Annotated in this window: 8 protein-coding genes and 2 pseudogenes; 7 read left to right on the top strand and 3 right to left on the bottom strand. The window is 70.1% G+C overall.

Going from position 1 to position 13,042, the window contains the following annotated elements:
• Nucleotides 1-41: 41 nt before the first annotated feature.
• Nucleotides 42-989 (top strand): annotated as a pseudogene (locus O7634_RS29025) (alpha-hydroxy acid oxidase); the annotation flags it as partial.
• 51 nt (nt 990-1,040) lie between these two features.
• A pseudogene (locus O7634_RS29020) lies at nt 1,041-2,443 on the top strand (PLP-dependent aminotransferase family protein).
• Between the two features lie 154 nt (nt 2,444-2,597).
• On the opposite strand, the gene O7634_RS29015 reads toward O7634_RS29020, so the two are convergent.
• On the bottom strand, nt 2,598-3,665 hold the full coding sequence (locus O7634_RS29015; RefSeq protein WP_278153313.1) for an AarF/UbiB family protein: 1,068 nt from the start codon (nt 3,663-3,665) through the stop codon (nt 2,598-2,600).
• A 264-nt stretch (nt 3,666-3,929) separates the two neighbouring features.
• On the opposite strand from O7634_RS29015, the gene O7634_RS29010 reads away from it, so the two are divergent.
• Both O7634_RS29010 and O7634_RS29005 read left to right on the top strand, forming a co-directional pair.
• A complete protein-coding gene (locus O7634_RS29010; protein WP_278154106.1) occupies nt 3,930-4,721 on the top strand; it encodes an ABC transporter ATP-binding protein in 792 nt (263 codons plus the stop codon).
• On the top strand, nt 4,721-7,249 hold the full coding sequence (locus tag O7634_RS29005) for an ABC transporter permease (RefSeq protein ID WP_278153312.1): 2,529 nt from the start codon (nt 4,721-4,723) through the stop codon (nt 7,247-7,249). The genes O7634_RS29010 and O7634_RS29005 overlap by 1 nt, the downstream gene beginning before the upstream one ends.
• Before the next feature lie 145 nt (nt 7,250-7,394).
• On the opposite strand, the gene O7634_RS29000 is transcribed toward O7634_RS29005, so the two are convergent.
• Together O7634_RS29000 and O7634_RS28995 are read right to left on the bottom strand one after the other, a co-directional pair.
• Entirely contained in the window at nt 7,395-8,474 is a 1,080-nt protein-coding gene (locus O7634_RS29000; RefSeq protein WP_278153311.1) for a beta-ketoacyl synthase N-terminal-like domain-containing protein, read from the bottom strand.
• A 121-nt stretch (nt 8,475-8,595) separates the two neighbouring features.
• Nucleotides 8,596-10,551, bottom strand: a complete 1,956-nt coding sequence (locus tag O7634_RS28995) for an AarF/UbiB family protein (protein WP_278153310.1) — start codon at nt 10,549-10,551, stop codon at nt 8,596-8,598.
• 262 nt (nt 10,552-10,813) lie between these two features.
• Between O7634_RS28995 and O7634_RS28990 the strand changes: the two genes are divergently transcribed.
• The 3 genes from O7634_RS28990 to O7634_RS28980 all read left to right on the top strand — a co-directional run bounded on the left by O7634_RS28990 (nt 10,814) and on the right by O7634_RS28980 (nt 13,030).
• Nucleotides 10,814-11,278, top strand: coding sequence for a hypothetical protein (locus O7634_RS28990; RefSeq protein ID WP_278153309.1), 465 nt, complete (start codon nt 10,814-10,816; stop codon nt 11,276-11,278).
• A 220-nt stretch (nt 11,279-11,498) separates the two neighbouring features.
• Complete coding sequence (locus O7634_RS28985) at nt 11,499-11,723, top strand: acyl carrier protein (RefSeq protein WP_278154105.1); 225 nt, start codon at nt 11,499-11,501, stop codon at nt 11,721-11,723.
• Between the two features lie 74 nt (nt 11,724-11,797).
• Nucleotides 11,798-13,030 (top strand): beta-ketoacyl-[acyl-carrier-protein] synthase family protein, encoded by a 1,233-nt coding sequence (locus tag O7634_RS28980; protein WP_278153308.1) that lies wholly within the window; start codon nt 11,798-11,800, stop codon nt 13,028-13,030.
• The last annotated feature ends 12 nt before the right edge of the window (nt 13,031-13,042 follow it).

The raw sequence follows: 13,042 nt of genomic DNA, 5'->3' as shown, positions 1-13,042 counted from the left end.
TCAGCTCGATCGTGTCGGTGGCGCAGGCCGAGGCGGAGGCGATGCTCCGGACGCCGGCCGACGTCTGGGACTACCTGGCCGGTGGCAGCGGCCAGGAGGTGACCCTGAGGGCCAATCGGACGGCCCTCGACGCGCTCGCCGTCGTGCCACGCGTGCTTGCCGGCGTGCGCGAGCGCTCGTTGGACTGCCGGCTGGTGGACGCGGACGCCCGGATGCCGGTGGCCGTGGCGCCGATCGCGTACCAGAAGCTCTTCCATCCGCACGGCGAGCTGGCCGTGGCCCGCGCGGCGGCGGTCGCCGGCGTGCCCTACGTGGTCAGCCTGCTCAGCAGCACGCCGCTGGAGGACCTGGCGGCCTGCGGAGGCTCCCTCTGGTTGCAGCTGTACTGGCTCAAGGACCGCGACCGGATGACGGACCTGCTGCGCCGGGCCGAGGCCGTGGGTTGTGAAGCCCTGGTGGTCAGCGTGGACATGCCGGCGATGGGTCGACGCGTGCGGGACCTGCGTCGGGGGTTCACCCTGCCGGCCGGCGTCCGCGCCGCGCACTTCGATCAGCAGGCGCCCACCAACCTGACCGCCGGCGCGTCGTCGATCTCCGCGCACACCGCCGCCGCGTTCGACCCGTCATTCTCCTGGGCCGACCTCGCCCGGCTGGCGGGGAGCACCCGCCTGCCACTGGTGGTGAAGGGCGTGCTCGACGTGCAGGACGCCCGGCAGGCCGCGCACGTGGGCGCCGCCGCGATCGTGGTGTCCAACCACGGCGGGCGTCAGCTCGATGGCGCTCCCGCCAGTATCGAGGTGTTACCCGCTATCGTGGACGCGCTCGACGACAGCGCCCAGGTGCTGATCGACGGCGGCATCCGATCGGGCAACGACGTCCTCAAGGCTCTGGCGCTGGGCGCGCACGGCGTGCTGCTCGGCCGTCCGGTGTGCTGGGGCCTGGCCCTGGGTGGGGAGTCCGGTGTCACGCACGTGCTGAGCCTGCTGCGCGACGAGTTCGACAACGCGATGGCGCTGGCCGGTTGTGCCGACCCGTCGTCGATTCGACAGCTGCGGACGCTGGCGGCCGCGGCGAGACCGGGAGGTGGGCGGTGACGGTCGAGGCGGACCTGCGGGTCGCGGATCTCTTCGCGGGACTCGCCGACCCGGTCCTGGAGTCGATGAACTTCCTCAACGAGATCGCCGGTCGCTACCCGGAGGCGGTCTCCTTCGCCGCCGGGCGGCCCACCGAGTCCTACTTCGACGTCGGGTCGGTCTCCCGGTACCTGCAGCGCTACCACACCTACCTGCGGGAGGAGCGCTCGATGACGCCCGCGCAGGTGGCGCGGGCGCTGTTCCAGTACGGCAACACGAAGGGTCTGATCAACCCGCTGATCGCCGCCCATCTGAGCGCCGACGAGGGCATCGCCGTCGACCCGGAGTCGGTGGTCGTCACCGTCGGGTGCCAGGAGGCGATGCTGCTGGTGCTGCGCGCGTTCCGGCGTGACGAGCGCGACGTCGCCCTCGCCGTGAGTCCGACCTACGTCGGCTTCACCGGCGCGGCCCGACTGGTCGACATGCCGGTGGTCCCGGTGGCCGGCGGCCCGGAGGGCATCGAGCTGGACGCGCTTGCCACCGCGATCCGGCGGGCACGGCAGCAGGGAATGCGGCCGAGGCTCTGCTACGTCATGCCGGATTTCGCCAACCCGTCCGGACTCACCATCGACGTGCCGGCCCGCCGGCGGCTCCTCGACCTCGCGGCGTCCGAGGACATCCTGTTGCTCGAGGACAACCCGTACGGCCTGTTCAACGACGGCGGCCCGCGGCCGCCGACCCTCAAGGCCCTCGACCACGACCGGCAGGTCATCTACCTCGGCTCGTTCGCCAAGACGGTCTTCCCGGGCGCCCGGGTGGGTTACGTGGTCGCCGACCAACGGGTCGCCGCCGAGGACGGCTCGTCCGGTCTGCTCGCCGACGAGTTGGCGAAGGTGAAGAGCATGGTGACTGTGAACACCGCGCCCTTCACCCAGGCGTTGATCGCCGGCGCCCTGTTGGAGAGCGGATTCAGTCTCGCCGAGGCGAACCGGCGTGAGCGTGACCTCTACCGCCGCAACCTTGCCGGCGTGCGCTCGGGCCTGACCGACCGTCTGGCGCGGGCCGGCCTCGACGGCCTGGTGCGGGTCAACGCCCCGTCCGGCGGCTTCTTCCTGGTGGTGAGCCTGCCGGTGCCGGTGGGTAACGAGTTGCTGGAGCACTCGGCGCGGAGGCACCAGGTGATCTGGACGCCGATGGCGCACTTCTACGAGTCGCCCGAACCGACGAACGAGCTGCGGTTGTCGATCAGTGCGCTGACTCCCGAGTCGATCGAGACCGGTCTGGACCGCCTCGTCGCGATGATCGCCGAGCAGGTCGGTGGGGCGTCCCCCACCCGGGCTGCGGAGGCCACAGCGGTCAACGCCCGCTGAGCCGGCCACGCCGGGCGGGGCCCACGGACCGCGTCCGGCGTGCCCTCGGGTCGCATCGAAACGTTCGATGCGACCCTCTTCGCGTCCTGCCCAATTCGGCGTGCCGCGACCAGCCGGCCCTCCGGGGCGGGGTGCGCCGTCCCGGCGGCCCGGCTCAGCCGGTCCTCTCGGTCCGGGGATCGGTGGGCGCGAAGCCGGGAAGCCACCGGGTCAGGGCCGCGCGGTAGTCGGTGCTCGCCTCCAACGCGCAGAGGGTGTCCACCGTCCCCACGATCGCTCTCGACAGCAGGAGATGACCGGGAGGCATGCGTAGGTGGCGAACGACGGACACGTTGCGTCTGTTGAACATCAGCGCGACGACGCGCCGGCGCAGCCACCCGCTGTCGAACCGGAAACCGGGTTGCAGGGCGGGCAGCACCGTCGCCTCGGCGAGGGTGAGCAGGGTCTGCGGATCGGGGCCTGGTCCGTCCGCGACGACGCCGAGGCGTCCCAGGATCGTTCGAAGCCGGTGACCGTCGCGGTCGACGGCCGCCCGCAGCAGCTCCCCGAACTCGGGCGGCAGGCCCGCTGGTAACCGCGCGACCGCGCCGAAGTCGAGGACCGCCAGCCGCCCGTCGTTCAGCAGCCGTAGGTTGTCCCGCGCCGGGTCGGCGTGCAGCAGACCGACCCGCGCGGGCGCGTCGAGCTGCAGGCTGGTCAGAATCCTGCCGGTGCGGTCGCGCAGCGACCGCGGTCCGTGGTCGATGACCTCGGCGAGCGGAACACCGGCGACCCAGGAGGTGACCAGCAGCCGATCGCTCGCGTAGACCACCTCGGGTACGAAGATCTCCGGGTCGTCGCGGTACGCCACGGAGAACGCCTGCTGGTTCGCCGCCTCCTGCCGGAAGTCGAGTTCGGCGAGCGCCGCCTGCTGGAGCTCGTCCATCAGTGCCTCGGCGCTCGTGTGCGGGCTCATCATCCGCAGCAGGACGGCCATCCGGCTCATCCGGGCGCGGTTCTCACCGACCCGGGCCCGGGCGCCGGGATGTTGGATCTTGACCGCGACGTCCCGCCCGTCCGACCAGACGGCACGGTGGACCTGTGCCTGGGGCCCGACGGCGACCGGTGGTTCCGAGACGGATCCGGGCGTGGACCAGGCGGGGCCAGCCCAGGCGGGATGCTCGGTCTCGGCGACCAGCAGGCGGTGGAGAGCGGGCGTGGGCAGCGCCCGTCCAGGGGTCACCCGCGGAGTTGGCGTGCGCTGGCGCAATCGGACCGTCCCTCTCCGCGACGCGACGTGCCGCTCGGGCACGGACCTGGCCGGGTCTGCGCTCCAGGTAAGCCGTGCCGCCGCCGCGGGAACAGCGCGCAACGAAGAATCGAAAATGTCGGTACGCGCCGGTCGCGTCCGACCGACCGGCCGCCGGGACCGAGACCGGATAAAGGATTTCGAATCACCAGGGCTTCTGTGGAGCAGCGTCCGGTATGCCTGATGTCGATGGCAACGATGGAAGGATCTACTGTGGTCTCAGAGGCGGTGTCACCGGCGGCTACGGCTGCCCGTGCCGTAGGAGTGCGCAAGACATATGGCGGCGGGGAGACGGAGGTAGCCGCGCTTCGTGGTGTGGACCTCGAGATCGCGGCCGGGAAGTTCACCGCCATCATGGGCCCGTCCGGTTCCGGCAAGAGCACCCTCATGCACTGTCTTGCCGGCCTCGACTCGGTCACCGATGGCGACGTCTTCATCGGTGACACGTCGATCACCGGCATGAACGACAAGCAGTTGACCGCCCTGCGCCGTGACAAGATCGGTTTTATCTTCCAGCAGTTCAACCTCCTTCCGACGTTGAGCGCGAAGGACAACATCGAACTGCCGCTGGCCATCGCCGGCCGTCAGCCCGATCCGGCCTGGTTCGATCGGGTGGTCGACGCGGTCGGTCTGAACGAGCGCCTGAACCACCGTCCGTCCCAGCTCTCCGGCGGCCAGCAGCAGCGCGTGGCGTGCGCTCGCGCGCTCCTCTCCAAGCCGGAGATCGTCTTCGCGGACGAGCCCACCGGTAACCTGGACTCCCGCGCGGGGGCCGAGGTCCTCCAGTTCCTGCGCACGTCGGTGGACGACCTCGGTCAGTCCATCGTGATGGTCACCCACGACCCGGTGGCCGCCACCTACGCGCACCGCGTCGTCTTTCTCGCCGACGGTCGCATCGTCAGCGAGCTGGAGAAGCCCACCGCCGACACGGTCCTCGACACGCTCAAGGACCTCGACCGTCCCGACTCCGCGACGTCGGCGAGGCTCTGATGTTCCGTGCGACCCTCAAGAGCCTGCTCGCCAGGAAGCTACGGCTGGTGCTGTCCGCGCTGGCCATCGTGCTCGGCGTGGCCTTCGTCTCCGGGGCGTTGACGCTCAACTCCACCCTGAGCAAGGCGTTCTCGTCGGCCTACGACACCGCCTACGGCGACGTCGGCCTACAGGTGACCGCGAAGGCGCCGCTCGCCGACACGGTCGACACGGCCGCTCCGAAGCCTCTCGACGCGGCCACTGTCGCCCGGGTGAAGGGCATCGCGGGTGTCGGCGACGCCACGGGCGTGGTACGCGTGCCGGGCGCCCGGCTGATCGGCAAGGACGGCAAGGTCCCCAGCGGTTCGTCGCAGCGCTTCGGCCAGGCCTGGAACGACGCGTGGGGAGCGCCCGAACTCCAGTCGGGCCACGCGCCACAGAATCCCGACGAGATCGTCATCAACGCGGCGCTGGCCGACAAGACCGGCCTGCGACCCGGCGACAGGGCCGGTGTCCTGACCCTCCAGCCGCGTCGGGAGTTCACAGTCGTCGGCGTCGCCACGTACGACGGCCGTCGCGACTTCGTCGCCGGCGAACAGACCGTGTCCTTCACCGAGCCGGTCGCCCAGGAGTTGATGCTCGGCACGGCGGGCGGTTACAGCGCCGTGAACGTGAGCCCCGCCCCGGGTACGGACGCCGCAGCGCTCAAGAAGGACGTGAGCGCTGCTCTCGGTGACGGCTTCGAGGTGCGTACCGGCAAGGAGCTCGCCGAGGACCAGGCAGGTTCGAGCAAGGGCCTGCTGACCACGATCACCTCACTCCTGATCGGCTTCGCCGCGGTGGCCGTGCTCGTCGGTGTCTTCCTGATCGTCAACGCGTTCTCCGTCGTCGTGGCGCAGCGAACCCGCGAGCTCGCTCTGCTGCGGGCCATCGGCGCCTCGCGCAGGCAGGTCCGCCGCTCGGTCCTGCTGGAGGCGAGCCTGCTGGGCCTGGTGGCCTGGATTCTGGGTGCGGCGCTGGGGCTGCTGCTCGGGCGGGTGGTCGCGGGTGCCGTGGCCGGCGAGGACAGCGGCCTGTCGGTCGACGGCTTCTCCGTTCCGGTGCTGGCCCTGGTGGTCTCGTTCCTTCTCGGCGTCGGTGTGACCACGTTGGCCGCCATGCTGCCCGCCGTGCGCGCCTCCCGGGTTCCGCCCGTCGCCGCCATGCGGGAGGCGGCGGCCGTGGCGGACGAGCGCCCCGGCCGTAAGCAGACCATCGCCGGGCTGGTGCTGCTGGTCATCGGCGTGGCCCTGCTGGCGCTGGGCATCGCGGGCGAGGCGCTTCCGGCGCTCTTCGCCGGTGTCCTGTTCGCGTTCGTGGCGATCGCGATCCTCATCCCTGCCTTCACCCGGCCGGTGGTCGACCTGCTCGCGAAACCGGTGGCCCGGTCCACGACGGCCCGCCTCGGCTGGCTGAACGCCGTACGTCACCCGCGGCGCACGGCCGCCACGGCGGCTTCTCTCATGATCGGCGTCGCGTTGGTCGCCGGGATGAGCACCGTCATGAGGTCGCTGCAGGACAGCGCCACCACCGCCGTGAACGACAAGATCAGCGCGGATCTCTCGGTCGTCAGCCTGAGCAGCGGTAGCGTCCCGCCCACTGTCAGTCCGGAGGCGTTGCGGCAGATCCGCGCGTTGCCCGACGTGGCCTCGGTGGCCGGCTACGCTGCCGAGTACGGTGAGGTCGACGGCAAGAGGCAGTATCTGCTCTCCTGGGACGACCAGGCGGCCGCCGCGGCGATCGTCGGCATGAGATTCATCGAGGGTTCGCCCAGCGCGACCGGCGCCATGATGAACGAGTCGACCGCCGAACGGCTCAAGCTGAAGGTGGGCGACCAGATCACGGTCCAGCTGGCCCGTGGTGACGCGGTGACCTTGCCGGTGGCCGGTGTCTACGAGAACACCACGGTCGCCGACATGCTGACGGTGCCGTGGTCGACGGCCCAGGCCGGCTTCCGCACCGACCAGCCGAGCCAGGCGTACATCGACCTGCGTGACGGCGTCTCCGCCGATCGGGCGAAGCCGGCCGTGGAGTCGCTGCTGGCGGACAGCCCCGAGGTGGAGATCCAGACGAAGAAGGAGCTGGTCGAGACCGTCGGTAACGGCATCGGGACGATCATCCTGGTGGTTCAGCTACTACTCGCGGTGGCGATGATCATCGCCATCCTCGGTGTGGTGAACATCCTCGTGCTCTCCGTGCTGGAGCGCACCCGCGAGCTCGGCATGCTGCGCGCCATCGGGATGTTCCGCGGCCAGGTCCGCAGGATGGTGACCACCGAGTCGATCCTGATCTCGCTGTTCGGCGCACTCACCGGTGTGCTGCTCGGCACGCTTCTGGGCATCGCGGTGGTGAAGGGGCTGCGGGGCCAGGGCATCACCGCGCTGTCGGTGCCGTGGACCCTGCTGGTGGTGTACCTGGTGGCTGCCCTGGTGGTGGGTTGGCTGGCCGCCCTCGGTCCGGGCGGCCGTGCCGCCAAGCTCAAGGTGCTCGACGCGATCAGCTACGAGTAGGCGATCACCGCGGGTGGTCCCGCGCCGTGCGGGCGCCGGGATCACCCGCGGCCGTCGGCGGGAGCCTCCGGCGGGTCCGCGCGCCGAAAGAAGCCGGCCGTCTGCCACGGCCGGCTTCTCTGCGGTGTACGGGCGCAGGGCGTGTTCAGCGAAGCCGCAGTAGCGCGCAGCCGGCCTGACCGTCCACGTCGAGGGCGGTGACGACGGCGACTCTGCCGGACGCCTCCGGCCGGTCCTGGGCGAGGGCGAGGGCGGTGACGATCTGGAACGGCACCGCGGCGGCGCCGGTGTCACCGAACAGGGCCGGAACGCGTACGGCAGTGGCATCGCCGAAGACCGCCGCGAGGGCGCGGTCCTCCGCCCCGGCGAGGTCGCCCCCCGGCGCACCGGGGGACAGGGCCCAGATGTCCGCCGCGCTGACACCCGCACGCGTCACCGCCCGGCGCAGGCACGCGGCCAGGACGGTTGCCGGATCGTCGTCGAAGACGCCGAAGTCGACGGTCAGCACGTCGGCCAGACCCGCCGCGCCGTCACCGTCGGCGCTGGCCGGGTGGATGCTTAGCATGGCGCAACCCTCGCCGAGGACAGTGCCGTCGTCCGGGTCGGCGCCCTCGATCCAGGACCGCGTCGGTGAGTACTCCTCGACCGCCCCGCACAACACGGCGGCGGCCCGGCTGACGCCGAGAAGGCGCAGCGAGTAGGAGAGCGCGTGCAGGCCGGACACCCGGCCGGCGGCGATCGTCGTGTTCGGCCCGCGCAACGCGTGCCAGATCGCCGTGGTGCCGGCAGCGCAGTTCATCACCGCGTTGGGAAACCGGGCCGGGTCGACCAGGTATGGCTTCGCCGCCGTCAGCCCGTCGCGAGCGAACGTGGCGATGCTGTGCGAACTGCCGCCCGTGGTGCCGAGAACGAGCGCGGTCTCGTCGGCGTCGGGCTGTTCGGCGCCAGCGTCGGAATCGATCAGTTGACGGACGGCGGTGACGGCGAGGGCGGTGGCCCGGTCCATCGAACGGGTGCCCTTCTTTCCCAGGACCGTGCGGGCGTCGAAGTCGGGCACCAGATGGGCCCTGGTGTCCGGGACGTCCCAGTGCAGCGGGTCGGGAGCGACTGCCGTGTCCCGGGCGGTCCGCAGCCCGTCGACGAAGGTGTCCCGTCCGTACCCGAAGGGTGACACCGCCGACCAGGACCGGATGGTGGCGCGGGGAGCGGCTGGCGCTGCGACCATGGCTGAACGTCCTCCCGAAGGGGATGCGATGGGATCACAGGCCATGCCGAGAAGACCCGCGTCACCCGCGAGTTTCGGTGGTCCGGTGGGTTGTACCAAGGACCGATCGAATCCGTGAAACTCAGGACTCCCGGCGGAAGATCTTGACGAGCGTGCGCAGCATCAGCACCACGCTCACGATCAGCAGGTTGTAGCCGAAGACCGAGAACAGACTGATGTCCGTCGTGACCTGCGGGCCACCGCTGTTGCCCAACAGCATCGCGGCGATGACGCCGGTCGCCGCGGCGAGAAAGGCGAGCAGTGTCTGGTGCACCAGACTGGTGATGTGCCGACGGTCGCGTTCGTGCGCGAAGAGACTGACCGACATGCGGAACTGACCCTGCTCCAGGGCGGTGGTGATCCGGTCCAACCGCCGGGGGAGCCGGCGCAGCAGTGGCAGGATCGCCATCATGTCCTCACCGACGCCCTGCGCGGCGTCCGCGACCGCCCGGAACCGGATGTGCTGGCGGCTGGCGAAGGCTCGGGACTCCTCGAAGAGGTCGAACGACGGGTCGAGACGGTTCAGCGTCCCCTGGAGCGTGGCGAGCGTGCGGAACATCGCGGCGGCCTCCGGCGGCACGCTCAACCCGTAGCCGGTGACCAGGCGCATCAGCTCGGTGATCATGTCGAGCCCGGCGTTGCCGAGGGCGACGTGGCGGGTGATGAACTGGCCGACGGCCCGCTCCAGGCGCTGTTTGTCGATGTCGCCGGTCTGGGTGAGGATTTCCAGTAGCGCGTCGGTGGCGCCGGCACGGTCGTTGCGGTCGATGGCGAGGAGCAGTTGCTGCACCGAGTCCTGCATCATCGGGTCGAGTCGACCCACGACGCCGTAGTCGAGCAGCCCGAGCCCGCCGTCCGGTAACACGAGAACGTTGCCGGGGTGCGGGTCGCAGTGGAATGTGCCGTCCAGCAGGATCTGCTCCAGCACCGAGGTCATCAGATCGGTGGCGAGCGCCCGCCGGTCGACGGTGGGGTCGGACAGGATGCCGGTGGCCGAGCCGACGGGCACCCCGTCGAGGTACTCCATCACGAGCACGCGGGTGGTGCAGTACGGCTCCACGACCGATGGCGGCCGGACCCGAGGGCGTCGGTGTCGAGCCCGGATCGCCGCCGCGATGGTGGTGATGTTGCGGGCCTCGGTGCGGAAGTCCAGCTCCTCCCGGAGCGCCGTGCTGAACCCCTCGGCCAGTGCCATCGCGCCCACCCGCCGGCCCCAGTCGGTACGGGCCTCGAGTGTCTTCGCGAGACGGCGGACGATGCTCAGGTCGTTCTCGGCCGCGATCTCGATCCCGGGACGACGAACCTTGACAGCGACCCTGGTCCCGCACTGGAGCGTGGCCCGGTGCACCTGGGCGATGGAGGCTGCCGCGATGGGTGTGGTGTCGAACTCGGCGAAGATGTCCTCCGGCGGGGCGCCGAGGTCCTCGGTGAGGATCGCGCGTACGTCCTCCCAGTCGCTTGGTGGAACGTTGTCGTGCAGTTTGCTCAGTTCCACGATGTACTCGTTCGGAAGCAGGTCATGACGGGCGGACAGCGTCTGACCCAGCTTCACCGACGTGACGCCGCACTCCTCCAGCGCCGCGCGTAGCGACGCGGCCCGCTCCTGCCGCTGGGCGGTGGTCAACTGATCCCCGGTGCGCATCGACATGAAGAGCCGGCTCAGGCGGTGACGCATGATGATCGCGCCGACCTGCTGGTAGCGGCGGATCCGGGCGAGGCGGCCCCGCAGGTCACGGCTCCAGGTCAGAGGTCGCAGACCGTTGGGCAACAGGACTTCGGCGATCACCAGAAAGATCATGGTGGTGAACAGGGACAGCCCGAGCACGATGGTGATCATTGCGCCGCGCAGCCCCGAAGGGCTGACCAGTTGGACGAACATGACGCTGCTCAGCCAACCGACGGTAGCGGCCACCACGGTGCGCAGGGTCCGCACCCGCAACCCGAGCAGTCGGCGCGCGCCGACAGCCAGCGCGGTGTAGAGCAACACGAAGGCGATGTCGCCGAGCACGAACAGGCCGATCTGGCCGACGAGTGTCATCGTTCCCCCACGCCGTGGCCGATCCCGTCACCCGACCACTGCTCGGAGCGCGATGGACGTCGGCCCGCTGTGTGCACTCCCATGGCTCCATCATGAGCCCCCGTGCTGCTGTTGAGGAGCCGGGCGGCCCCCCGAGCGCCCTCGCATCGAACTTTCTGAGCTGCGGTGGTTCGCCCCCGGCGGGCTCCGTACGCTCACCGTCTGTTCCGGACTGTCGCGGATGGACCGGAATCTTCCACGCCGCCCTTCGAGGAGTTCCGCCATGGCGACAGGCCAGCACGTCCACCCGGTCCAGGCCGGACCTGTGGTCGGGGCGGTGCGGGTGGTGCGAGCCGCCGGGGCGGAGGATGCGGCGCCCGAGGAGGGCCTCACTTCGGTTGTGGCCGTGACCATCGACCCGAGTGAGCCCGTCTTCGCGGGCCACTACCCGAATTTTCCGATCTTTCCCGGCGTCTGCGTGGTGGAGTGTGTGCACCGCGGTGCCGCCGCGACCGCCCCGCAGGGCTGGCGACTCGAACTGATGGCCATGGAGTCGGTCCGGTTCTCCGGAGCGGTGCATCCCGGCGACGATCTTGAGATCACCATGCGCTGGCGCCGGTCCGACGGTTTCTGGACCTGTGCGAGCCAGGTGCGGGGCCCACGCGCGACCGTCGCGCAGGTACGTCTCCGCTATCGCGCCCATTCGGAAACGTCCGGCGCGGCACGTGCGGATAGAAGTGTTCGATAGGGGCCTGGCTGGTATCTGAATACCTCCTAGGCTCGCTGACAATAGATCGGCTGGGTCCTGGCCGGTCAATTGTCGAGGAAACACCAGGAGTGGGCACAAGCTTTCCGCGCCGTCGAAGGTGGCGCAGAATGCCGCGCGTGCCGTCCCCCGTGAGCTAGCCGGCGCCAAGGTGGTGCGGCGAGAGGAGTTCAACGTGTCCACGATCGACGAGCAGCGCGACATGAAGCTCAAGGAAATCGTTTGTGAGATTCTTGAGCTCGACGAGGACGAGGTGACCGAGACCAGCCTGTTCAACGAGGACCACGGTGCCGACTCGCTTCGGGCGATCGAGATCCTGGCCTCGCTGGAGAAGGAATTCGGCGTGGTGATCGACCAGTCGGAAATGGCGCGGATGGTCAATCTCAAGGGTGTTCGCGAAGTCGTGGGTGAGGCCGCCGGCTGGTAATCCGGATCCGCTGATCGGGATACCAACACCATTTCGACGGGGAGCCCATCATGTCCTTCGCCGGGTCGCGCGGCATGGAAACGCAGAACGAGTCGCATCGGGTGGTGCTGACCGGCTTCGGGGTCATCTCCAGCATCGGTGTCGGCGCTGTCGACTTCGCCGACGGCCTGCGTCAGGGCCGCTCCGGCGCCCGTCCGATCTCGGCGTTCGACACGACGGGCTTCGCGCACTCCATCGGCTGCGAGGTCGTCGGTTTCGACCCCGCCGAATGGGTGCACAACCTGCCGGTCGAGCAGCTCGGCCGGGCGAGCCAGTTCTCCACCGCCGCGGCGCGCATGGCCGTGCAGGACGCCGGTCTCCCGCTGGACGAGCTGCGCGACGCCCGCGGCCTGATCTCGGTGGGCACCACCGACGGCGAGTCGTTCGACCTGGAGCGACTGGTGCAGAACCAGCTCGACGGTGGGGACGCCGGCATCGACCCGCGGCACGCCCGGCGCATCCGGGCGGGACGGCTGTCGGCGTCGGTGGCTCAGGAGTTGCGGCTTGTCGACGTCGAGGCAGTGACGTTGTCGACGGCGTGCGCGGCCGGTAACTACGCCATCGGGTACGGCTATGACGCGGTTCGGACCGGAGAGGTGGATTTCGCCCTCTGCGGGGGTGCGGACGCGATGAGCCGGAAGACCTTCGCGGGGTTCTACCGACTCGGCACCATCGCGCCGGAGATGTGCCAGCCCTTCGACAAGGGACGCAAGGGCATCCTCACCGGCGAGGGCTCCGGCATGCTCATGCTGGAGCGTCTCTCGTCGGCGCGGGCGCGCGGCGCCCGGATCTATGCCGAGGTGCTGGGGTACGGGCTCAACTGCGACGCGTACCACCAGGTGGCGCCCAACGAGGAGAGCGTCGCGCGGTGCATGGCGCTGGCACTGGAGAACGCCGGCGTCAAGCCGGGGCAGGTCGACCTGATCTCCGCGCACGGCACCGGCACCAAGGCCAACGACGTCACGGAATCCCAGGCGATCCGTCGGGTCTTCGGTGCCGAGGCCCCGCGGACGATCTCGATGAAGTCGATGCTGGGCCACACCATGGGCGCCGCCAGCGCGCTGAGCGCGATCGGCTGTGCCCTCGCCATCGACCAGGGGTTCATCCCGCCCACCATCAACCACGTCGAGACGGACCCGCAGTGCCCGATCGACTGCGTGCCGAACGAGGCGGTGCGGGCGGACCTGCGGGTCGTACAGAACAACGGTCTCGCGTTCGGCGGTAACAACGCCGTGGTGGTGCTCGGCAAGCACCAGCCGGGCTCCTGAGACCCACCGACT

The organism is Micromonospora sp. WMMD1120 (assembly GCF_029626235.1).
Lineage (GTDB): Bacteria > Actinomycetota > Actinomycetes > Mycobacteriales > Micromonosporaceae > Micromonospora.
This window is presented reverse-complemented; position numbering and strand designations above follow the sequence as displayed.